The organism is Mycobacterium innocens (genome assembly GCF_900566055.1).
In the GTDB taxonomy this organism is placed as follows: domain Bacteria; phylum Actinomycetota; class Actinomycetes; order Mycobacteriales; family Mycobacteriaceae; genus Mycobacterium; species Mycobacterium innocens.
The window spans coordinates 1-21,933 of record NZ_UPHQ01000024.1 but is presented as its reverse complement, the minus strand read 5'-3'; the positions used below and the strand labels follow the sequence as shown (position 1 = coordinate 21,933).

The following is a 21,933-nucleotide window of genomic DNA, read 5'->3' as shown; positions in this document are numbered from 1 at the left end:
AAATCGGACAAGTCACACCAATCGCCACAGGTGTTCGGCTGCCGTTCATGCGTTGTTCAGCAAACAGGGCTACCGGCGCCGCCGATCAGACTTTGGCCGTGCCTTGGCTGGCCACCGCGGCAGCACCGGCGGCTGCGGCCTCCGGGTCCAGGTAGCGACCGCCGGGCTGCACCGGGCGCAATTGGCGGTCCAGATCGTAGCGCAGCGGAACGCCTGTCGGGATGTTCAGTCCGACGACGTCGTCGTCGGACATCCCGTCCAGATGCTTGACCAGCGCCCGCAACGAGTTGCCATGCGCCACGATCAACACCGTCTTGCCGGCCCGCAGGTCGCCGACGATGACGTCGGTGAAGTAGGGCAGAAACCGGGCCACCACGTCGGCCAGGCACTCGGTCAGTGGGCCACCGCCGATATCGGCGTACCGCGGGTCGGCGTCCTGGCTGAACTCGCTGCCCTTCTCGATCGGCGGCGGCGGCATGTCGTAGCTGCGCCGCCAGGCCATGAACTGCTCTTCGCCGTAGCGCGCCTTCGTCTCCGCCTTGTTGAGACCCTGCAGCGCGCCGTAGTGGCGTTCGTTCAGCCGCCAGCTGCGCCGCACCGGAATCCACAGTCGGTCGGCGCGGTCCAGCGCCAGATGCGCGGTGGTGATCGCGCGCCGCAACAACGACGTGTAGAGCACGTCGGGCAGCAAGTCGTGCTCGGCCAGCAGCTCGCCGCTTCGGACGGCCTCGGCCTCGCCCTTTTCGGTCAGGCCGACGTCCACCCAGCCGGTGAACAGGTTGAGGGCATTCCAGTCGCTCTCACCGTGGCGCAGCAGCACCAGCGTGGCAGTGTCTCCCATGCCGGCAAGTCTCTCACGCGTTCTCGTCGTCCTCACCGTCATCACCGTCATCACCGTCGATCAGATGCGCGAAGGCCTGCAGGTTCTTCAGCGATTCGCCGCGCGACACCCGCCATTCCCACTCTTTTTGAATCGATGAACGAAAACCCAACTCCAGCAACGTATTAAAGTCCGAGTCCACCGCCTCGAGCACCTGCCCGAGTACCCGGTCGATCTCCTCGGCGTCGACCGAGGCCAGCGACATCCGGCCCACCAGGTAGATGTCGCCGACATTGTCCAGCGTGTAAGCGACCCCGTAGAGCCGGCGGTTGCGTTTGAGCAGGAACCGGTAGACACCCTCGTGGTTTTCGTCCGGCTTGCGACACACGAAGGCCTCGACGCGCACCGAGTGCTCCCCGATGCTCAAGATGGTGTTGGTCTTGAGCTTGCGTTCACCCGGCAACTCCACGACGATGCCCGCCGGCCCGCCATGCGCGCCAGGGTGTCGCGAGTAGTTCAGCCGACTGGCCTGCAGCGCCTGTTCGATCACCTGCGCCACGGTCTCGGCGGCACCGGATGTCACGCGCCCACCCCGCGACGAGCCGTCCAGCGGCGCGGTTTGCGCGCCGCAACCAGGTCGCGCACCCGGTGCCGGCGTCCCGCGGTGAAGTCGCCGATCGCCCGCCGGTAACTGGCCAGCAGCGCGTCGGTGGTGTGGTCCCACGAGAACCCGGCCGCGTGCTGGGCGGCTGCACGACTCATCGCCCACCCCGGCGGGCCGGCATTGCGACGCAGCAGCTGCTCGATCGCGTCGGCCCACCGGTCCACGTCGTGTCCGGATACCAGCGTGCCGGTGATCCCGTCGCGCACCGCGACCGGCAGCCCCCCAACCGCCGCCGCCACCACCGGCGTACCGCAGGCCTGCGCTTCGATGGCCACCAGACCGAACGACTCCGAATAACTCGGCACCGCGACCAGGTCGGCGGCATGGAACACGGTCGCCAGATCCGTGCGGGACTGTGGCGGCAGGAACGTCACTCGCTGCGCGATACCGAGTTCGCCGGCCAGTTGCGCCAGGCCCTCCGGCGCGGCCAGTCCACTGCCCGACGGCCCGCCGGCGACGACGACGCGCACTCCCGGGAGCTTTGCGACGGCGCGCAGCACGATGTCGGGTGCCTTCAGCGGCTGGATCCGTCCGACGAAGGCCACCACCTGCCCGTCCAGCGGCAACCCCAGAGCGGCCCGTGCCGCCCGCCGGTCGCCGGGTGAGAACACGTCCAGGTCGACACCGGGATGAACGACGTCAACGCGCGCCGGATCTGCATGATGGATCGAAATCAGTTGTCGGGCTTCATCTTCGGTGTTGACGATGAGCCGGTCCGCCTCGTCGACAACCTGCTGTTCGCCGACGACGCGCAGCGGCGGCTCGGGGGCGTCACCGTCGGCCAGCGCCGCATTCTTCACCGCGGCCAGCGTGTGAGCGGTGTGCACCAACGGCACCGCCCAGCGATCGCGGGCCAGCCAGCCGACCTGGCCGGACAGCCAGTAGTGCGAGTGCACGATGTCGTAGTAGCCCGGTTCGTGGGCGGCTTCGGCGCGCAGCACCCCGGCCGCGAACGCGCACAACTGGGTGGGCAGGTCGTATTTGTCCAGACCCTCGAAGGGTCCGGCGACCACGTTGCGCACCAGCACGCCCGGCGCCACCTGCACCACCGGTGGATCCGTCGAAGCGGTGGCCCGGGTGAAAATCTCCACCTCGATACCCCGCCGGGCCAGGTGCAGCGCACTTTGCAGCACGTAGACGTTCATTCCGCCGGCATCGCCGGTCCCCGGCTGGGCCAGCGGCGAGGTATGCACCGCCAGCAGGGCGACCCGGCGTGGATCTTCGTCTCCGGCTAGCCGGGGACTGTCGCTGTGGCGCACACTGTCATCTTTACAGGACGTGTTCCGGGGCCAGGCCCACGCACGGGCAGAAGCCGCACTAAGCGAGCGCCCCCGGCTCGGTATCCGGCAGCCGGGTGTCCAGTGCCCCGGCACGACGCATCGCGCCCAACGGGTCGGCGTAGAGCCCGCCCAGCGACACGATGCCGGCCCCGGCTTCTTGCACTCGGTTGCCGAATGCTGTGACCCGGATGTCCCGCGGCGGCAGCACCGAGCATGCGGCGAAGGCCTTTTCCACCTGCTCCATCCCTTCCGGGTACTCGGTGAACGCCTGGCCACCCACCACCAGTTCGTCGGGGTTGAGCAGGTCGCGCAGCAGCGCGACCGTTTCGCCAAGCACCCGGGCCCGCTCTCCCAATAGATCCCTGGCCTGTTGGTTACCGGCGCGTGCCGCCCGGAGCAGGTCGGTGACGGCGCCGGCCGAGCCGTTGGTGCGCGCAGCCGAGGCGGCCGGAAGGATCCGGAGCCGGCGCGCGGCCGCCAACACGGCCTCGTCGCTGACGGTGGACTCGAGCTGTCCGGTGCCGCCCAGCAGCTCGGAGCGGGCCGGCAGACCCGCAATGGTGCCGGGCCCGCTGGCCGGGCAGTGCACCCGGCCGTCGATCACCAGCGCATACCCCACGGTCTCGCGGGCATAGACGTACAGGCTGGTCGACGAGCCCGGCGTGAACCGTCGCATCCCGAGCAGCAGCTCGGCACCGGCCATGGCATCCACGTGGGATGCCACCGAGACGGGAAGGCCCAGCGCGTCGGCCAGCACCGTCCCGACCGGTGCCCGCTGCCAGCCCAGCCGGGGGTGATCGACGTGGCCGGTCGCGCCGTCGACGGTGCCGCCGATCGCCACTCCCACCCACAGCGCCCGACGCCGATGCCAGCGCCTCAGGTAGCGGCAGGCACTGTCGGCCAGCGACCCCAGCGCCGACCCCGCGGGACTGAGCGGTGTCGGCGTCTCGACCGCGTCGAGGGTGCGACCGAACAGGTCGGCGGCCACGATGCTGGTCGTGCGCGCCCCGATGTGGATGCCCAGCGTCACGAACGGCTCGTGGTTGACCTCCACGGGGACCCTGGGCCGCCCGATCGCCCCGGAAACCGCCAAGTCGGCGCGCTCACGCAGCAGACCGGCCTCGAGCAGCGCGATGACCTGGCGGTTCACCGTCGCGATGCTCAGCGAGGTAACACTGGCGATGACGTCGCGGCCGACGGGGCCGCGCAACCGCACCGCCCGGAAGACGGACGCGGCCGCGGAGTCAGCCAAGTGCAGCGACGGCGGCACGACCTGGCGGTACGGCCGCGGCCGGCCGCCACGGGCGGGGCGATGGGTGGTGAGAGTGGTCGAGTGCACTGGCGTCCTTATTCCGAGTTCAACTGGCCGGGTCCTTGGCCACGCTTACCGACCTGAGTCAGGCGTGACAAAGTACGCGGCAACAACAGCCGCCCGCGCAAAGACACGCGGTCGTCGTGTTGAACCAGGCGCTGCAGTACACACCGAAAATTTAGCACGTTTATTAGAGTGGTCCCGATGACAACTCCCGACGCGCCGAACCGGGTTGCGGTGGTTACCGGCGCCAGCTCCGGTATCGGCGAAGCAACCGCGAAAACCCTTGCGGCACAAGGGTTTCATGTAGTCGCGGTGGCCCGTCGCGCGGACCGGATCAGCGACCTGGCGGACCAGATCGGCGGCACCCCGGTTGTGGCCGACGTCACGGACGACGCGGCCGTGGCGGCGCTGGCCGCGGGACTGCGCCGGGTCGACGTACTGGTCAACAACGCCGGTGGCGCAAAGGGCCTGGAACTCGTCGCCGACGCCGACCTGCAGCACTGGCGCTGGATGTGGGAGACGAATGTGCTGGGCACGCTGCGAGTGACCCGCGCGCTGCTGCCCAAGTTGATCGAATCGGGCGACGGACTGATCGTCACCGTCACTTCCATTGCGGCACTTGAAGTTTACGACGGTGGCGCCGGCTACACGGCCGCCAAGCACGCCCAAGGCGCATTGCACCGCACGTTACGGGGCGAGCTGCTCGGAAAGCCGGTCCGGCTCACCGAGATCGCCCCCGGCGCGGTGGAGACGGAGTTCTCGCTGGTTCGCTTCGACGGTGACCGGCAACGCGCGGACGCGGTTTACTCCGGCATGACGCCGCTGGTGGCCGCCGACATCGCCGAGGTGATCGGGTTTGTGGCCTCGCGGCCGTCGCACGTCAATCTGGACCAGATCGTCATCCGGCCGCGCGATCAGGCCTCAGCGACGCGCCGGGCTAACCACCCGGGCCCGCGGTAGGTTCCGGCGTGCCGGACAAGCTGGGCGCGGTCGACGGTGTGGCCGGCGCGGTGACCGGGATCTGCGTCCCCGGGGGGCGCGAGGTCGGGCGTGGCAGCGCCGACATCGATACCCAGGTGTCCCAGTCCACGGCCCAGTCCCAGATGTCGCCGTCGGCGTAGGACAACTGGATCGTGCTGCCGGTTACCTCGACCGGGTCACCGTAGATCGCGCTGTGGAAGTATTGCTCGGCGTCGCCGGTCGACAGGTTGATGCAGCCGTTGGTGACGTTGCTGTTGCCCTGCGCGCCCGCGCTGGCCGGGTTCGCGTGAATGAACTCGCCATTGTTGGAGATGCGCACAGCCCAGCGTTCGTGCACATTGCTGTAGCCGGCCGCCGGGTTGGACATGTAGAAGTCCGCGTATTTCTCGGTGACCACGTGGATCCCGTTGCGAGTGACGTTGCGCGCCTTGTCGGCTTCGCCGTAGCTGCACGGGAAGTCCATGATGACGCCTTCGTCGGTGACGACCTGGATGCGGTGAGAGGTGACTTCGGCCTTGACGACCTGCCGCCGCCCGATCTGAATGCTCAACGAGAAATCCTGGGCGCCGTAGGCCCCGTCGCCGAACGGCAGCCCGTAGAGCTTGGCGTCGACGTTGACGGTGGTGCCCGCCGGGTAGTACTCGCGGGGACGCCAGTGCGCCCGAGCACCCTTCGCCTCGTCGGGCAGCCATGCCCAGCTGCCCTCGACGGGCGGGTTGGTGGTGACCGTGAGCGCCCGTTCGACAGACGCCTTGTCGCTGATCGGCGCGTCGAACTGAATGATGATCGGCACCGCGACGCCGACGGTCTGGCCGTCGGCCAACTGGAAGCCGCCGTCGATTTTCTTCTTGGGCGTCACCGTCGTGAATTTGCCCGCGACCGGTACCGCCTTGCCGTCATGGCCGACGGCCGCGCCGCTCCAGCTGTAGGTGGTGTCGTAGCCCAGCGGCTCGGTGATCGTGTACACCGTGCGGTCCTGGTTGTAATTACCGGCAACCAGCTTGCCGGCCGGATTGGTCAGTGCTACTCGCTGGAACCAGCCGTCGCCGACCTCGACGCTGATCGGGGCGATCGGCAACACGTCGTCGGCGGCATCGCCCGGCCGGAATGTCAGATGGGGCGCACCCGGCGGCTTCTTCTCCGATTGCCTGGTGACCCCGCCCGCGCAGGCGGCCAGCACATTGGGCGCCAGCACCCCGGCCCCCAGTGCCATCAAAGCCATGCGCCGGTTGATCGGCCCCTGGCCTTGGGGGGTGCTAGAGGTGCTCACGGAATCAAAGATACCGGGCCAAACCGTCCATAACCGGCTGCAAGCGCCGACGGACCCGCCACGGCAACGGTGCGGCGAGCGTATCGGACGCGAAAGTAGCAGCTACAACCGGCAACCGATCAGGATCGGTTCTGGTTGCAATGTGATACCAAACACATCACGGACGCCGTCGCGGACCGTGCGGGCCAGTAGCATCACGTCGGCCGCCGTCGCGGTGCCCCGGTTGGTCAACGCCAGCGCGTGCTTGGTGGACAGCCGGCACGCGGGGGCCTCCCCGCTGAGGGCCGGATCCGGATACCCCTTGCCGAACCCGGCGTGCTCGACCAGCCAGCCCGCGGCCAGCTTGACACCGCCCGGCGCCGGATAGTGCGGCACCGGACCGTCGACCGCCGCCGCCAGCCGTTCGTAGACGTCCGGCGCGACCACCGGGTTGGTGAAAAACGACCCTACGCTCCAGGTGTCATGGTCGGTCGCGTCGAGCACCATGCCCTTGCGCGCCCGCAGTGCCAGGACGGCCGCGCGGACAGCTTGCGGGTCGGCGCGCTCGCCGCTGGCCACACCCAGCGCCGCCGTCAGTTCGCCGTAGCGCACTGGCGCGCTGCGGCCCGAGGCATCCAGCGCGAACTCCACCTCCAGCACCACGGCCGGCAACCGCAGCCCGTCAGCCTGCTTGAGCACGCTGGTGCGGTAGCCGAAGCCCAGCGCAGCGCCCGGTACCCAGTGCACCTGGCCACTGCTGCGGTCCAACAGCCGTACCCGGCTGATGACGTCGGAGACTTCCACGCCATACGCCCCGACGTTCTGCACCGGTGTCGCACCGGCCGATCCGGGTATCCCCGACAGGCATTCCAACCCGCCCAGACCGTGGTCGATGGCCCTGCGCACCACGTCGTCCCATACCGTGCCCGCCTCGGCGCGCACCAGGTTGCCGTCGACCGTGATGCCGGCATTGGCCAGCCGCACCACGGTCAGGTCGGCCAGGGCATCGCCGATCACCACATTGGATCCGCCAGCAAACACCAGCACCGGCCCACTGTTTTCGGCTCGGGCCTCGGCGTCCAGCTGCCGCAACACCGCTACCACCTGATCGCTGGCGGCGCAGGTGATTACGCGCCGCGCCACGGGTCCCACCCGCAATGTCGTCAGCGGCGCCAGCGGCACCCACTCCTCGACGCGCGCGCCGGCAAAGCGTGAACCGACTGCGCGCCATTTCATGGCCCGTAACGGTAGCCTGACCAGCTATGCCGCGTTCATTCGACATGTCGGCCGACTACGAGGGCAGCGTCGAAGAAGTCCACCAGGTTTTCCACGATGAGGAGTACTGGCGGGCCAGGCTGGCCGAAACCCCGGTCGACATTGCGACCCTGCACTCGATGCGCGTAGGTGGTCAGTCCGGAACCGAGGGCACCATCGAGGTGGTCACGCTGCAGACCGTGCACCGGCACAACCTCCCGGGTTTGGTCACCCAGTTGCATCGGGGCGACCTCTGCGTGCGGCGCGAGGAAATGTGGAGCCCGGTGACCGACGGCATCGCCACGGCATCCATCGCCGGATCGATCGTGGACGCTCCGGCCAACCTGTGGGGCACCGCCGTGCTGGCTCCCAAGGCCGACTCCGGCGGCGCCCGGTTGTCGCTGCAGGTCACCATCCAGGTACGTATTCCGCTGATCGGCGGCAAGCTGGAGAGCATCATCGGCACCGAACTGCGCCAGCTGGTGACGCTGGAGCAACGCTTCACCACGCAGTGGATCGCCAACACCTAGCCACACCAGCGCGGGCATCGGCGGCTCCTAAGCTGGCCAGTATGCGGATCGCGTTGGCGCAAATACTCAGCGGCACCGACCCGGCAGCGAACCTGCTCCTGGTGCGCGAGTACGCCAACCGGGCTGTCGACGCCGGCGCCGAGCTGGTGGTGTTTCCCGAGGCGACGATGTGCCGGTTCGGCGTGCCGCTGGCACCGATCGCCGAGCCCCTCGACGGCCCCTGGGCCAGCGGTGTGCGGCGGATCGCGACCGAGGCCGGCATCACCGTGGTCGCGGGCATGTTCACCCCCGCCGAAGACGGGCGGGTGATGAACACCCTGGTCGCAGCGGGTCCGGGGAGGCCGAATCAGCCCGACGCGCACTACCACAAGATTCATCTCTACGACGCCTTCGGCTTTACCGAGTCGCGTACCGTCGCCCCGGGACACGAGCCGGTGGTGATCACGGTCAACGACATTCGAGTAGGTTTAACCGTTTGCTACGACATCCGCTTCCCGGCGCTCTACACCGAGCTGGCCCGGCGCGGGGCTTCGCTGATCGCCGTGTGCGCGTCCTGGGGTTCGGGTCCTGGCAAACTCGACCAGTGGACATTGCTGGCCCGGGCCAGGGCGCTGGACTCCACGAGCTATGTCGCCGCGGCGGGTCAGGCCGACCCGGGCGGCACGCTCACCAACTCGGGTGCGCCCACCGGCGTGGGCGGCAGCTTGGTGGCTTCGCCGTTAGGGCAGGTGGTGGCGTCGGCCGGCGCCGAGCCGCAGCTCCTAGTCGCCGATATCGATGTCGAGAACGTGACCGCAGCCCGCGACAGTATCGCCGTGCTGAGCAACCACTCAGACTTCGTTCACATTGATAGGGCACAATCGCGTAGGTGACGAACCCGCAAGGGCCACCCAATGAGGGCCCGTCGACATGGTCGCGTCCCAGCAATCCAGGTTCCCTTGGCCGGCCTCCAGCCCCTACAGACCCCTCCGGCGGGCAATTGCGTCCCGGCGGGCCCGGCGCCGCCCCTGCCCAGGATCCGGCCACTCAGGCCGGACCCGGGGCCGGCCAGGCAACCCAGCCGACGGAGCACGTGGCTGCGGCCAATGCCGATGCACAGCGACCCGGGCCACCGCCGGCGGCCGGGGCCGCCGCCAGGACCACTCCGATAGCCAAGCCGCAAGACGACGCCGAATCGGGAGCACCCAAACGGAAACGCCGCTGGCGTCGGGACCCGTTGTCGATCTTCCTCATCCTGATCATCGTGTTTTCGCTGGTCGTCGCGGGGCTGATCGGAGCCGAGCTGTACGTCCGTCATGAAACCAACAGCAAGATTGCCGAAGCGGTGGCCTGTGAGGTCAAGGACAAGGCCAGCGCTTCCTTCGGTGTGGCCCCGTTGGTCTTGTGGCAGCTCGCGACCAAGCATTTCACCAACATCACGGCGGAGACGGCGGGCAACCAGGTTCGCGATGCCAAGGGCATGAAGCTGCAAATCAACATTCGGGACGTCCAACTCAGAGACACCCCCAACTCCCAGGGCACGGTGGGTGCGCTCGATGCCACCGTCTCGTGGACGTCTGAGGGCATCAAGGAATCGTTCCAAAACGCGATACCGGTACTGGGTCCGTTCGTTTCCAACACCGTGACGACCCATCCCAGAGACGGCACAGTCGAAATGAAGGGCTTCCTCGACAACATCGTGGTCAAGCCGCGGGTGACGGGCAACCAGCTGCAGCTGCCGATCGAAACTTTCAACGCACTTGGCTTCACGCTGCCCAAGGAGTCGGTGCAATCGATGCTCGACGACTTCTTCAGCAAGCTGACCAAAGACTTCCCGTTGGGTATTCATTGGGACAGTGTGCAGGTCACCGATACCGGTGTGGTTGCTCACCTATCGACCCGCAACGCCACCATCCCCGCCGGCGGCGAGCAGGATCCCTGTTTCGCCAACCTCTGAGGCCCGTCAGTCGGGGCTGAGCCCATCGAGAACCGAACGGGTTCCGGACAGGCCTAATCGGGTGGCACCGGCGTGCAGCATGGCGACGGCGTCGGCGGCGGTGCGGATGCCGCCACTGGCCTTGACCCCCAGACGACCGCCGACGGTGTCGGCCATCAGTGCGACGGCGGCCACCGTCGCCCCGCCCGCGGGATGAAACCCCGTCGACGTCTTGACGAACTCGGCGCCGACGCTTTCGGCGACCCGACACACCGCTCTCAGCAGGTGCTCCCCCGCCCGGTCCAACAGCACCGCCGACTCGACGATCACCTTCAGCACGGACCCGGCCGTCGCGGCACGCACCGCCTCGATGTCCGTCCGCACCGCATCCAGGTCTCCGGCCAGCGCAGCGCCGATGTCGATCACCATGTCGATCTCGACTGCCCCCGACGCGACGGCCTGCGCCGCCTCGTGCGCCTTGACCGACGACAGGTGCTTGCCCGACGGGAAACCCGTCACCGCCGCGATCCGCACGCCACCGACGCCGAGCGCGGTGCGCGCGACCGGCACCATTGACGGCGAGACGCAGACCGCGTAGACACCCAGCTCGGCCGCTTCGGCGACCAGCGCCGCCACATCGGCAGCGGTCGCCTCTGGCTTGAGCAGCGTGTGGTCGACCACCGCCGCCAGCTGCCGTCGGGTCAGCGCGCCTGGCATCAAAACTGCTCTTCGGCGCCACCCGGGTTACACCGGGAGGCAAACATCTCCGTGTCGTCGACGACCGGCCGCCACGGCTCGAGGTTCCAGCTGATCTTCCCGGGTTCTGCTACCTCTGCCAGCTGCCAGTGACAGTCGAACTGTGCCCGCATGCCGGGTGTGTCGGCGTCGGGGGCCCAGCCGAGCAGCTCCGCCCAGGCCTCGTCGGCGGCTGCGGCGGCGGTGCCAGGATTGCGGGATGCGGCACGACCCGATGGCGTCGGGTAGACCCGCAGGCTGCTCAGGCGCCCCGAATATGCCCATTGGGTGTGGTCGACGAACGGCGGTGAATACCCCGGGTCAGGTTGTTCAACCACACCGCCACCGGAGCCGGCTTCGGCGGGAACAGCGCACAGCACGCCGACAAGCACCGCTGCCGGCGCGGCCACCAGGACTTTCATCCGGTCAGCGGGACTTACCCTGGATTTCCAGAAGCTTGGGCCGCACGTCGACCAGATACACGCCGGCCGCGCAGGCCGCGATTGCCATCCCGAGCACGCCGAAGACGAAACCGAGAATGGAGGTCAGCGCCACCGCCGCGCCAAGGATCACCAACCACACCGGCTTGGTTAGCTTGTCTGCGGCGGTATAGGCGTCTGGCCGCTGCAGCGCCGCATGCACGAAGGCATACACCGCCGTCACCAGGACGGCGATCTGCAAGACCAACATGACGGTACCCACAAGGTGGCTCACGCTTAAAGAGTATGCGGGCACCGCCCAAAACGTCGACTCCGAGTCGCCCAACGGGGCGACTCGGAGTCGAGTCGTGGGTCGCCTGCTTACTTTTGGGTGACCTTCTTGGCCGGAGCCTTCTTGGCAGGCGCCTTCTTGGCCGCAGCTGCCTTCTTGGCCGCGGGCGGGGCCTTCTTGGCCGGAGCCTTCTTACCGGACTCCGCCTTCTTCGGCAGCTCGATGCCGACCAGCTTGGCGGCACGCTCACCGACGGCGCGGGTCTGCGAAGCGACGGTGCCCAGCGCCTCCTGGGTCAGCTCGACGGCCTGGTCCACGTAGCCCTCGGCACGCGCCGACGCATCTTCGAAGACCGGCTGGCTGCGCAGCCGCTCCAGGGCGGCCTCGCCGCGCTGGACCAATTCGTTGTACCGGTTGGTGGCAGCCTCGAGGTAGCCCTCGGCAGCCTTGCGCAGCTCCTCGGCGGTGAAACGCTCACGGAGTTCGCTGAACTGCTCGGGAAGGTCCTCCTGCAGCTTGGTCAGGCGGGCACGACTCTCCTCGACGCGGGCCTCGACGCGGGTGCGGGTGTCCGTGCGGGTCTCTTCGGCACGCTCGCGCAGGTTGACGATCAAGTCGTTGACGGTGGCCAGAGCCAGGTCGGCGGCACCAAGCGCGGCGAGCAACGGAGCCCGCAGGTCCTCGATGTTCGGGTTTTCAGCCATGGTATTTCCTTTCATCAATTGTTTCGTTATCGGTGTTATTGCATCGTGATATGAAGTTGGAGCAAGCGTCGGCTCCTCTGGCGGAGTAGTCAAGACCCGCGGATTGACCTGGCACGCGACTTGCTGAAGACCTCCTGATGTGTCGGGTCGGTTGGTGATCGAGTTCGTCGTTGTCCGGGGCCGCGTTATCGGGTCGGTCAGGCGGCTTGCCTGAAACAGAATTCCCCGTCCCTCTTGGGTTGCCCGGCGGCCGTCGATCTAGACCTCACCTGACATCGGATCTGACGGCCGACAAGCTGATCAATCGTCAATGTCGGATGGGCTCGAACACTCCTCACGGGTGGCTTCGTTCTGATGGGTGAACGAGGCGTAGATATCCAGCAGAATCTGCTTTTGACGCTCGGTGATCGCCGTGTCGGTGATGATGGCGTCGCGGACTTGGCTGGTCTCGCTGGGCTCGAGAATCCCGGCCCGCACATAAAGAACCTCGGCGGAAACCCGTAGCGCCTTTGCGATCTGGGCCAGGACGTCTGCCGACGGCTTACGCAGGCCACGCTCAACCTGGCTCAGGTACGGATTGCTGACACCGGACCGTTCGGCAAGTTGCCGCATCGAGACCTGCGCCGTTTCGCGTTGTGTCCGGATGAAGCTGCCGATGTCGGAGGCTCTGGAAGTCACGCTGGACACCTTCGCGCCGAACTTCTCCTCCGGCGGCATTGGTGCGCTCCTTACATGCTGTTTGATCTTGACGCACTCAGGGTACGGACAGGTGCTTGCTTTTGCAAGCGCTTGTTAGCACCCTAGAAGAACAGCTGGGCGATGGCATAGATGGCCAGTCCTGCCAACGCGCCTACCACGGTGCCGTTGATCCGAATAAATTGCAGGTCGCGGCCCACGTGTAATTCGATTCGCCGACTGGCTTCCTCCGCGTCCCAACGTTCGATTGTGTCGGTGATGATCGCTGTGATCTCCACCCCATATTGCGAAACGAGGTGTTGGGCGGCCTGAACCATCCAGTTGTCGACCTTGTCGCGCAGCTCGGCGTCGTCGCGCAGGGATTCGCCGACTCGGATCACCGTGTCGGCGATCCGGGTGCGCAAGCTGCTGGACGGGTCGTCGACGCCCTCGAGCACCAGCCGTTTGAGCGTCTTCCATGCCGCCGCGGCGGCATTGGCGACCTCATCGCGCGCCATCAGCTGCTCTTTGACCGCATCGGCGCGCGCGATGGTGGCCGGGTCGTTTTGCAGGTCGTCGGCGAACTCGAAGAGAAAGCGCGTCGCTGACCGGCGCAGTTCGTGATCGGGATTGCGGCGGACCTTGTCGGTGAAGTCCATCAATTCGCGATGAATACGGTCGCCCACCAGATGGTCGATGAATCGCGGCGACCAGGTCGGCGAATCGCGTTCCACCACCCGCTGAATAACCACCCCGGCATCCAGCGACCATTGAAACGCGCGGTCGGCCAGCAACTGGATCAGCGCCTCCTGCCGGTTCTCGGACAGCACCGTCTGCAGCATCCGTCCCACCGGGGGGCCCCACTGCGGCTCGGCGATGCGGCGCATGATCATGCGGTCGATCAGCTGATGGATCTCGTCGTCGTTGAGCAACTCCACCAGCACCCGCAGCACCGTGGCCGTCTCGGCTGCCACCCGACGGGCGTGCGCGGGATCCGACAGCCACTTCCCCAGCCGACTGGGCACTTGCGCGTCGCGTAGTTTGGTCTCCACCACCGGTCCGGACAGGAAGTTCTCCCGGACGAAGGTGCCCAGGCCCTCGCCCAGCTGGTCTTTCTTGCGCTTGATGATGGCGGTATGGGGGATCGGAATGCCCAGCGGATACTTGAACAACGCAGTGACCGCGAACCAGTCGGCCAGCGCGCCCACCATGCCGGCCTCCGCGGCCGCGCCGACGTAGCCAACCCACAGTGGTGCGGCGCCATCCGCCTGCGCCCACCTGCAGGCGAGAAACACGACCGTGGCGCCAAGCAGAAAACTCAACGCCACCAATTTCATCCGCCGCAGCGCCCGCCGCCGCTCGGCGTCCGCCTCCGGATCGGCCCCGGCGAACGACTCCGCCAGGGACGGCCGGCGCACCCCGGCCGGCGGCGTGCTCACCTCAAGCCTCGGCGGCGAACCCGACGCGTCGACTCTGTGTGCCACCCCACCATCATCCGCTATCGCCGCGACCAATTAGTGTGACGGCACCCTTCCCGGGTTTCACTCACAGGTAGCCGATGAGCTATGTGAGCCCCCGCAAGCCGTAGTATCGACTGCGTCTAGCGAATGGAATCGGCGGAGAGTGACAGAGCATATCCCGGCCGCGGCGGGCAAAACGGATGGGCGCAAGCGGCGCTGGCACCAGCACAAGGTGGAGCGGCGCAACGAACTCGTTGACGGAACAATCGAGGCCATACGTGTCCGCGGCCGCTTCCTGAGCATGGACGAGATTGCGGCGGAGATCGGCGTTTCCAAGACGGTGCTCTACCGCTACTTCGTTGACAAGAATGACCTGACGACCGCGGTGATGATGCGGTTCGCACAGACCACGTTGATTCCGAATATGGCCGCGGCGTTGTCATCCAACCTCGACGGCTACGAGCTGGCCCGCGAAGTCATCCGGGTGTATGTGGAAACGGTGGCGTCCGAGCCCGAGCCGTACCGGTTCGTGATGGCCAACAGCTCGGCCAGCAAGAGCAAGGTGATCGCCGACTCCGAACGGATCATCGCCCGCATGATCGCGGTGATGCTGCGCCGCCGCATGCAGGAGGTCGGCATGGACACCGGCGGGGTAGAACCGTGGGCGTATCTGATCGTCGGCGGCGTTCAGCTGGCCACCCACTCCTGGATGTCGGCCCCGCGGATGAGCAGCGACGAGCTGATCGACTATCTGACGATGCTGAGCTGGAGTGCGTTGTGCGGGATCGTGGAGGCCGGCGGGTCGCTGGAAAAGTTCCGCGAGCAGCCACATCCAACGCCGATCGTGCCACCACGCCAAGAGGTGGAATAGCCGCCCGGGCAGGGCCTCGCGCGGACCGGACGTAACGGTTCGGATCAACGGGGTGGCTTGCCACGACCATTGCAGGCTGTTCGCAGCGGCTAACATGCTTGAGGGGCATCCCGGGGGGAGACCAGGGTGCGCTGAGCCACGCCCCTGCGAAGCAGAAAGGCCCGATCGCTATGTCCGTGCAGCTCACGCCGCATTTCGGAAACGTACAAGCCCACTACGATCTGTCCGACGACTTCTTCCGGCTGTTTCTGGACCCCACCCAGACCTACAGCTGCGCATACTTCGAGCGCGACGACATGACGCTGGAAGAGGCGCAGCTGGCGAAAATCGACCTGTCGCTGGGAAAGCTGAAGCTCGAGCCCGGGATGACGTTGTTGGACATCGGTTGCGGCTGGGGCGCCACCATGCGGCGAGCCATCGAAAAGTACGACGTCAACGTCGTGGGCCTGACGTTATCGGAGAACCAGGCGGCCCACGCCCAGCAGATGTTCGACACGTTGGACACCCCCCGCACCAGGCGGGTGTTGCTGGAAGGGTGGGAAAAATTCCACGAGCCGGTCGACCGGATCGTCTCGATCGGCGCTTTCGAGCACTTCGGTCGTCAGCGCTACCCACGCTTTTTCAAGATGGCCTACAACGTACTGCCCTCCGACGGCGTGATGCTGCTGCACACTATCGCTCGTCCCACCTTCAAAGACGCCCGAGCGCGGGGGTTGACCCTGACCCATGAAATCGTGCACTTCACTCAGTTCATCCTGGCCGAGATCTTCCCCGGCGGCTGGCTGCCAACGATCCCAACGGTCGAAGAGCACGCCACCACGGCCGGTTTCAAAGTCACCCGGGTTCAGTCGCTGCAACTGCACTACGCAAAGACACTGGACACCTGGGCAGCGGCATTGGAAGCCAACAGGGAGAAGGCGATCGCGATCCAGTCCGAGAAGGTCTACGACCGCTACATGAAGTACCTCACGGGTTGCGCGAAACTGTTCCGCGAGGGCTACACCGACGTCGACCAGTTCACATTGGAGAAGTAGCGTCGCCGCCCGGCCCGTCGCTACACGTCAATACATGTAGAAACCCCGACCGGATTTCTTACCCAGCTGGCCGGCCTCGACCATCCGCAACAACAGTGGCGGGGGTCCGTACAGCGGCTCCTTGAACTCCTCGAACATCTTGTCCGCGATCAGTTTGAGTGTGTCGAGGCCGACGAGGTCGGACAAACGCAACGGTCCCATCGGATGCGACAGCCCGGCAACGACGGCCTTGTCGACATCTTCGACCGTGGCGAACCCGGCTTCGACCATCCGGATCGCCGACAACAGATACGGCACCAGAAGGGCGTTCACCACAAAACCGGATCGGTCGGAGCAGCGCACCACCTGCTTACCCAGGACGGCGCCGGCAAACTCCTCGGTGCGTGCGGCAGCGGCCTCGTCGGTGACCAGCGTGGTGACCAACTCGACCAGCGGCAGCACCGGGACCGGATTGAAGAAGTGCAGACCCAACACTCGCTGAGGGTTTTTCGTGGCGGCGGCGATTCTCATGACCGGGATGCTGGAGGTGTTAGATGCCAGCACCGCGTCGGGATCGGTGACGACTCGGTCGAGTTCGGCGAAGATCGCGGCCTTGACGGCTTCGTCCTCGACCACGGCCTCGATCACCAGTTGCCGGTCGGCCAGGTCATTCAGGTCGGTGGTGAAGGTCAAGTTGGTCAGCGCGCGGTCCCGCTCGCGCTCTGTCACCTTGCCCGCGCTGACGCCTCGCTCCAGCGATTTCACGATGCGGTTGCGTCCGGCGGTGACCAGCGCCTCGGTCGTCTCGAACACCGTCACTTCGACGCCCGCGCGTACCGAGACCTCGGCGATTCCGGACCCCATCTGTCCGGCCCCGATCACCCCTACCCGCTGGATCGCTGCGTCACTCACTGTTACCTCTTCCGAATCGGATTGTCCTGCACCGCAGTAGGCCCCGCCCAGGTTGGCTGGGCAGGGCCTACGCTGTCAACTTCTCCCGCGAGCAGTCGCAGACTCGCATCAACTGCGCAGCAGAAGTGCGAGTCTGCGTCTGCTCGGCGTGGGGTCAGCGACCCGAGCCTGGCATCCGCTCCTCGTCAGTGAAACTGGCCCTCTTCGGTCGAACCGGCCAGCGCCGTGGTCGACGACGTCGGGTCCACCGTGGTGGCGATCCGGTCGAAGTAGCCGGCACCGACCTCGCGCTGGTGCTTGGTGGCGGTGTAGCCGCGCTCCTCGGCGGCGAACTCGCGCTCCTGCAGCTCGACATAAGCGCTCATCTGGTTGCGGGCGTAGCCGTAGGCCAGGTCGAACATCGAGTAGTTGAGCGCGTGGAAACCGGCCAGCGTGATGAACTGGAACTTGAAGCCCATCGCACCCAGCTCCTTCTGGAACTTGGCGATGGTGGCGTCGTCGAGGTGCTTGCGCCAGTTGAACGACGGCGAGCAGTTGTAGGCCAGCAGCTGGTCGGGGAACTCGGCCTTGACACCCTCGGCGAACCGCTTGGCCAGCTCCAGGTCCGGGGTACCGGTCTCCATCCAGATCAGGTCGGCGAACGGCGCGTAAGCCTTGGCACGGGCGATGCAGGGCTCCAGGCCGTTCTTGATCCGGTAAAAGCCCTCGGCGGTGCGCTCGCCGGTGATGAACGTGCGGTCGCGCTCGTCGACGTCGGAGGTGATCAGCGTGGCCGCCTCGGCGTCGGTCCGGGCGATGACGACGGTGGGGACTCCGGCGACGTCGGCCGCCAGCCGCGCCGAGGTCAGCGTGCGGATGTGCTGCTGGGTGGGGATCAGCACCTTGCCGCCGAGGTGGCCGCACTTCTTCTCCGAGGCCAGCTGGTCCTCCCAGTGGGTGCCGGCCACACCGGCGGCGATCATGGCCTTCTGCAACTCGTAGACGTTGAGCGCGCCGCCGAAGCCGGCCTCACCGTCGGCGACGATCGGCACCAGCCAGTTGTCGACGGAACGGTCGTTCTCGACCTTGGCGATTTCGTCGGCGCGCAGCAGCGCGTTGTTGATGCGACGGACGACCTGCGGCACCGAGTTGGCCGGGTACAGGCTCTGGTCCGGGTAGGTGTGGCCCGACAGGTTCGCGTCGCCGGCGACCTGCCAGCCCGACAGGTAGATGGCCTTCAGGCCGGCGCGCACCTGCTGCACGGCCATGTTGCCGGTCAACGCGCCCAGCGCGTTGACGAAGTCCATCTCGTGCAGCTGCTCCCAGAGCACCTCGGCGCCGCGCCGGGCGAGAGTGTGCTCCTCGACGACGTGGCCCTGCAGGGCGACCACATCCTGGGGGGTGTAGGTGCGGGTGATGCCCTGCCACCGGGGGTTGTGGTCCCAATCGTGCTGGATTTGCTCAGCGCTCTTCGGGGTGCCAACCACAGACATTGGACTGCTCCTAACGGTCACTCAATTTGCTGGACTGCTGAGACCACGGCGCGACCGCGACGGTGCGGAGGGCCCAGCTTCACTGGTGTGCTAATCCGACCATGGCACAGCCAGCTAACCTGGTCTACCCATTTCATTTGCCAAGTTCAGCAATGACTTTCGGTGATTTTGCTAATTTTGCAAAGTCGCCGCTCAACTGAACCGTTACAGAACCTACCCGGCAGTAACGGTAAAGCCGCAGGTCAAGACTCAGATTTGCGGCAATACGCCGGTGTTAGCGGGCGAAGATGGCTGCGACGGCTTTGGTCTCGTCGCCAACCGCATATGTGAGCGTTGTAACAGTACGGTCGGCTAGCCCGGAACCGAATTGTTCGGTCGTGCCGGGCGGATGAACGTGCGAGATGATCTCCAGCTTGTCGCCCAGCGCCACTGGCGCCTCATGCTCGATGGTCACCCGCAACGGCCCCGCCAACAGGTCGGTGTGACCGGCCAGATAGTCCTCGATCACGCTCCAGTACACGGAGTTGTTCATGTGGTCGAACAGGTCGATGTCGGTAACCCGGACCGGGAACTCGTGGATTTCGGTGGCGTCATCACGGCTGCCCGGCTTGAGATAGCCCTTCCACCGCAGCCGGTCAACCGAAGTTGTCTTGTGCAAACCCGCCAGGAAGTCGTCGGCAATGCGCGCCGGCATCTCGGTTTCCCGGTTGACATGGATCCAGAACGCTTCGGATTCGATCAACCCGCCGTTGCGTCCATCTATACGAACACGCATCTCACACCACCGATTGGAGGTCCCCGAACACCACCGTCGGCACCGCAGCATGTCCTGGAACTCGATCGGCCGGATCATGTCCACCATGGTGCGCCGGACTATCCACAGCGGATGGGTCTCCTCGAAGCCCATCTCGCGCAACTGGTCCTGGCCGATGTCCTGGATGTGCCGGCACGCCGCGTCCAGCCGCAACCGGCCGGTCCGGTCGATGTCGCCGACCCGCAGAGGCCACTCGCGATCGAACACGCTGGGGTGACCGTCCGGCACCGGCATCAATTCTTTGTCCAGGCTCACGGCCCTACTCCCCGTTCCCTCCTCGTGCGAACCCCAGGTTGACCCTGAAAGCCTGATGCGAATCATGCCAACGACGCCTTGAAAACACCAATCGGGACACCGGTTGTCGCCCATATGCGAACTCTGCGAAACATGGCTTAGCACAGCCGGTACGCTCGGCGAAGTGTCCAAGACGTTCGTCGGGTCCCGGGTCCGCCAGCTGCGCAGCGAGCGCGGGTTCAGCCAGGCGGCGCTGGCCCAAATGCTGGAGATCTCGCCGAGCTACCTCAACCAGATCGAGCACGACGTCCGGCCGCTGACAGTGGCGGTGCTGCTCCGGATCACCGAGGTGTTCGGCGTGGACGCGACCTTCTTCGCCTCCCAGGACGACACCCGGCTGGTTGCCGAGTTGCGGGAGGTCACCATGGACCGCGACCTGGATATCGACGTCGACCCGACCGAAGTCGCCGAGGTGGTCAGCGCACATCCGGCCCTGGCGCGGGCGATGGTCAATCTGCACCGGCGGTACCGGATCACCACCGCACAGCTGGCCGCCGCCACCGAGGAGCGGTTTTCCGACGGCAGCGGCACCGGGTCGATCACCATGCCGCACGAAGAGGTGCGCGACTACTTCTATCAGCGGCAGAACTACCTGCACGAGCTGGACACCGCCGCCGAGGACCTGACGATCCAGATGCGGATGCACCACGGCGATCTGGGCCGCGAGTTGACCCGACGACTCACCGAGGTGCGCGGGGTGCACATCAACAGGCGGATCGACCTTGGCGACGGCGTGCTGCACCGCTACGAGCCCACGTCCAAGACGCTTGAGATCAGCAATCACCTCGCCCCCGGTCAGCAATTGTTCAAGATGGCCGCCGAGCTGGCTTTCCTCGAGTTCGGCGACCTGATCGACACCCTGGTCGAAGAGGGCAAGTTCACCAGCGACGAGTCGCGCACGCTGGCCCGGCTGGGACTGGCCAATTACTTCGCGGCGGCCGCGGTGCTGCCCTACCGTCAATTCCACGATGTCGCCGAGAATTTCCGCTACGACGTCGAGCGCCTGTCGGCGTTCTACTCGGTGAGCTACGAGACCATCGCGCACCGGCTGTCGACGCTGCAACGGCCGTCGATGCGCGGCGTGCCATTCTCCTTCATCCGGGTTGACCGCGCCGGCAACATGTCGAAACGCCAGTCCGCCACAGGTTTTCACTTCTCCTCCAGCGGCGGAACCTGCCCGCTGTGGAACGTCTACGAGACGTTCGCCAATCCGGGCAAGATCCTGGTGCAGATCGCCCAGATGCCCGACGGGCGCAACTACATGTGGGTGGCCCGCACTGTGGAGCGACGCGCCGCCCGGTATGGTCAGCCCGGTAAAACCTTCGCGATCGGACTGGGTTGCGAACTTCGCCACGCGCACCGACTCGTCTACTCGGAAGGACTCGACTTGTCCGGGGATCCGAACACCGCCACACCGATCGGCGCAGGTTGCCGAGTATGCGAACGCGACAACTGTCCGCAGCGGGCCTTCCCTGCGCTCGGCCGCGCGCTCGACCTCGACGAGCATCGCAGTACCGTGTCCCCATATCTGGTCAAGCAGCCATGACCGGGGACCAGGTCGCGCGCATCCCGTCGGGCCGGTTGCGCCAGCTGGGACCGATCAACTGGGTTCTCGCGAAGCTGGGAGCACGTGCGGTCCGAGCGCCGGAGATGCATCTGTTCACCACATTGGGCTATCGCCAGTCGCTGTTCTGGGCCTGGCTGATCTACGGCGGCCGGCTGCTGCGCGGACGGCTGCCCCGAATCGACACCGAGTTGGTGATCCTGCGGGTGGCGCGTTTGCGATCATGCGAATACGAGCTGCAACACCATCGCCGGATGGCGCGCGCCGCGGGGCTGGACGCGCAGACACAGGCCACGATCTTCGCGTGGCCGGACGTTCCGGAGGGCGATGGGCCCCGGAAGGTGCTCAGCGCCCGGCAGCAGGCGTTGTTGAAGGCGACCGACGAGTTGATCAAGGACCGCTCGATCACCGCCGAAACCTGGCAGCAGCTGGCGACTCACCTCAAACAGCGGCAGCTGATCGAATTCTGCATGCTGGCAACCCAATACGACGGGCTGGCGGCGACGATCACGGCGCTGAACATTCCGTTGGACAACCCGCGCTAGCTGGCTGTAGGTCGTGTCAAGTCATAGGTGGTGCGTGGGGCATTGTCGCCGGTGGTTGCTGGCGTTAGAAGACCTGGCCGGAGTGCGCGGTGTGCTGTGAGGAGTGCCGAGCGCCCACGCTGACTTATGCGACCTCACACGGTTGGTGGGTCATC

The 21,933-nt window shown here is 66.4% G+C and carries 22 protein-coding genes and 1 pseudogene; 8 read left to right on the top strand and 15 right to left on the bottom strand.

The window, feature by feature from the left end; genetic code table 11:
* Positions 1-85: 85 nt before the first annotated feature.
* The 4 genes from EET03_RS02720 to EET03_RS02705 are packed head-to-tail and all read right to left on the bottom strand — an operon-like array spanning position 86 to position 4,103.
* Positions 86-841 (bottom strand): phosphoglyceromutase, encoded by a 756-nt coding sequence (locus EET03_RS02720; protein WP_075544427.1) that lies wholly within the window; start codon positions 839-841, stop codon positions 86-88.
* Positions 842-854: 13 nt separating this feature from the next.
* Positions 855-1,403: a type III secretion system chaperone family protein gene (locus EET03_RS02715; protein ID WP_208648980.1), complete on the bottom strand. Its 549-nt coding sequence runs from the start codon at positions 1,401-1,403 to the stop codon at positions 855-857.
* Positions 1,400-2,743, bottom strand: coding sequence for a D-inositol-3-phosphate glycosyltransferase (gene mshA / locus EET03_RS02710; RefSeq protein ID WP_082274835.1), 1,344 nt, complete (start codon positions 2,741-2,743; stop codon positions 1,400-1,402). Before mshA ends, EET03_RS02715 begins: the two co-directional genes overlap by 4 nt.
* A gap of 58 nt (positions 2,744-2,801) precedes the next feature.
* Positions 2,802-4,103 carry an ROK family transcriptional regulator gene (locus tag EET03_RS02705; RefSeq protein ID WP_244232213.1) on the bottom strand — a complete coding sequence of 434 codons (1,302 nt, stop codon included), beginning with the start codon at positions 4,101-4,103 and terminating at the stop codon, positions 2,802-2,804.
* Positions 4,104-4,280: 177 nt separating this feature from the next.
* Here EET03_RS02705 and EET03_RS02700 point away from each other — a divergent pair, with 177 nt between their 5' ends.
* Complete coding sequence (locus EET03_RS02700; RefSeq protein WP_075544425.1) at positions 4,281-5,039, top strand: SDR family NAD(P)-dependent oxidoreductase; 759 nt, start codon at positions 4,281-4,283, stop codon at positions 5,037-5,039.
* Here EET03_RS02700 and EET03_RS02695 read toward each other — a convergent pair.
* A pseudogene (locus tag EET03_RS02695) lies at positions 5,017-6,392 on the bottom strand (L,D-transpeptidase). The gene EET03_RS02700 and the pseudogene EET03_RS02695 sit on opposite strands and share 23 nt — an antisense overlap.
* 40 nt (positions 6,393-6,432) lie before the next feature.
* The gene (locus EET03_RS02690) at positions 6,433-7,545 is read right to left on the bottom strand and encodes a UDP-N-acetylmuramate dehydrogenase (RefSeq protein WP_075544423.1); all 1,113 of its coding nucleotides are present in this window, start codon (positions 7,543-7,545) and stop codon (positions 6,433-6,435) included.
* A gap of 26 nt (positions 7,546-7,571) precedes the next feature.
* Here EET03_RS02690 and EET03_RS02685 point away from each other — a divergent pair, with 26 nt between their 5' ends.
* From EET03_RS02685 to EET03_RS02675, 3 genes are read left to right on the top strand one after another with little or no spacing between them, the layout of a single operon-like run.
* The gene (locus EET03_RS02685) at positions 7,572-8,093 is read left to right on the top strand and encodes a DUF2505 domain-containing protein (protein ID WP_075544422.1); all 522 of its coding nucleotides are present in this window, start codon (positions 7,572-7,574) and stop codon (positions 8,091-8,093) included.
* 41 nt (positions 8,094-8,134) lie between these two features.
* Positions 8,135-8,965, top strand: a complete 831-nt coding sequence (locus tag EET03_RS02680) for a carbon-nitrogen hydrolase family protein (protein ID WP_075544421.1) — start codon at positions 8,135-8,137, stop codon at positions 8,963-8,965.
* On the top strand, positions 8,962-10,029 hold the full coding sequence (locus tag EET03_RS02675) for an LmeA family phospholipid-binding protein (protein WP_075544420.1): 1,068 nt from the start codon (positions 8,962-8,964) through the stop codon (positions 10,027-10,029). The genes EET03_RS02680 and EET03_RS02675 overlap by 4 nt, the downstream gene beginning before the upstream one ends.
* 6 nt (positions 10,030-10,035) lie before the next feature.
* Here the strand turns inward: EET03_RS02675 and deoC are convergent, their stop codons facing one another.
* The 6 genes from deoC to EET03_RS02645 form a co-directional block, all read right to left on the bottom strand.
* On the bottom strand, positions 10,036-10,725 hold the full coding sequence (deoC, locus tag EET03_RS02670) for a deoxyribose-phosphate aldolase (RefSeq protein ID WP_075544419.1): 690 nt from the start codon (positions 10,723-10,725) through the stop codon (positions 10,036-10,038).
* A complete protein-coding gene (locus EET03_RS02665; RefSeq protein WP_075544418.1) occupies positions 10,725-11,165 on the bottom strand; it encodes a DUF2599 domain-containing protein in 441 nt (146 codons plus the stop codon). The genes deoC and EET03_RS02665 overlap by 1 nt, the downstream gene beginning before the upstream one ends.
* Positions 11,166-11,169: 4 nt before the next feature.
* Positions 11,170-11,457, bottom strand: a complete 288-nt coding sequence (locus EET03_RS02660; RefSeq protein ID WP_023370391.1) for a DUF2516 family protein — start codon at positions 11,455-11,457, stop codon at positions 11,170-11,172.
* 86 nt (positions 11,458-11,543) lie between these two features.
* Positions 11,544-12,158, bottom strand: a complete 615-nt coding sequence (gene hbhA / locus EET03_RS02655) for a heparin-binding hemagglutinin HbhA (RefSeq protein ID WP_099193934.1) — start codon at positions 12,156-12,158, stop codon at positions 11,544-11,546.
* Positions 12,159-12,458: 300 nt separating this feature from the next.
* The gene (locus EET03_RS02650; protein WP_075544416.1) at positions 12,459-12,875 is read right to left on the bottom strand and encodes a helix-turn-helix domain-containing protein; all 417 of its coding nucleotides are present in this window, start codon (positions 12,873-12,875) and stop codon (positions 12,459-12,461) included.
* Positions 12,876-12,958: 83 nt separating this feature from the next.
* On the bottom strand, positions 12,959-14,335 hold the full coding sequence (locus EET03_RS02645; RefSeq protein ID WP_425271494.1) for a DUF445 domain-containing protein: 1,377 nt from the start codon (positions 14,333-14,335) through the stop codon (positions 12,959-12,961).
* Between the two features lie 121 nt (positions 14,336-14,456).
* On the opposite strand from EET03_RS02645, the gene EET03_RS02640 reads away from it, so the two are divergent.
* Together EET03_RS02640 and pcaA are read left to right on the top strand one after the other, a co-directional pair.
* On the top strand, positions 14,457-15,164 hold the full coding sequence (locus EET03_RS02640; protein WP_063473199.1) for a TetR/AcrR family transcriptional regulator: 708 nt from the start codon (positions 14,457-14,459) through the stop codon (positions 15,162-15,164).
* Between the two features lie 170 nt (positions 15,165-15,334).
* Complete coding sequence (gene pcaA, locus EET03_RS02635) at positions 15,335-16,198, top strand: cyclopropane mycolic acid synthase PcaA (protein ID WP_075544414.1); 864 nt, start codon at positions 15,335-15,337, stop codon at positions 16,196-16,198.
* Positions 16,199-16,225: 27 nt separating this feature from the next.
* Here the strand turns inward: pcaA and EET03_RS02630 are convergent, their stop codons facing one another.
* The 3 genes from EET03_RS02630 to EET03_RS02620 form a co-directional block, all read right to left on the bottom strand.
* Positions 16,226-17,089, bottom strand: a complete 864-nt coding sequence (locus EET03_RS02630) for a 3-hydroxybutyryl-CoA dehydrogenase (RefSeq protein ID WP_075544413.1) — start codon at positions 17,087-17,089, stop codon at positions 16,226-16,228.
* Positions 17,090-17,274: 185 nt separating this feature from the next.
* The gene (aceA, locus tag EET03_RS02625) at positions 17,275-18,561 is read right to left on the bottom strand and encodes an isocitrate lyase (RefSeq protein ID WP_075544412.1); all 1,287 of its coding nucleotides are present in this window, start codon (positions 18,559-18,561) and stop codon (positions 17,275-17,277) included.
* A gap of 274 nt (positions 18,562-18,835) precedes the next feature.
* On the bottom strand, positions 18,836-19,630 hold the full coding sequence (locus EET03_RS02620; protein WP_075544411.1) for an acyl-[acyl-carrier-protein] thioesterase: 795 nt from the start codon (positions 19,628-19,630) through the stop codon (positions 18,836-18,838).
* A 163-nt stretch (positions 19,631-19,793) separates the two neighbouring features.
* Between EET03_RS02620 and ramB the strand changes: the two genes are divergently transcribed.
* Together ramB and EET03_RS02610 are read left to right on the top strand one after the other, a co-directional pair.
* Positions 19,794-21,215 carry an acetate metabolism transcriptional regulator RamB gene (ramB, locus tag EET03_RS02615; RefSeq protein ID WP_075544410.1) on the top strand — a complete coding sequence of 474 codons (1,422 nt, stop codon included), beginning with the start codon at positions 19,794-19,796 and terminating at the stop codon, positions 21,213-21,215.
* Complete coding sequence (locus EET03_RS02610) at positions 21,212-21,778, top strand: carboxymuconolactone decarboxylase family protein (RefSeq protein WP_063473193.1); 567 nt, start codon at positions 21,212-21,214, stop codon at positions 21,776-21,778. Before ramB ends, EET03_RS02610 begins: the two co-directional genes overlap by 4 nt.
* The last annotated feature ends 155 nt before the right edge of the window (positions 21,779-21,933 follow it).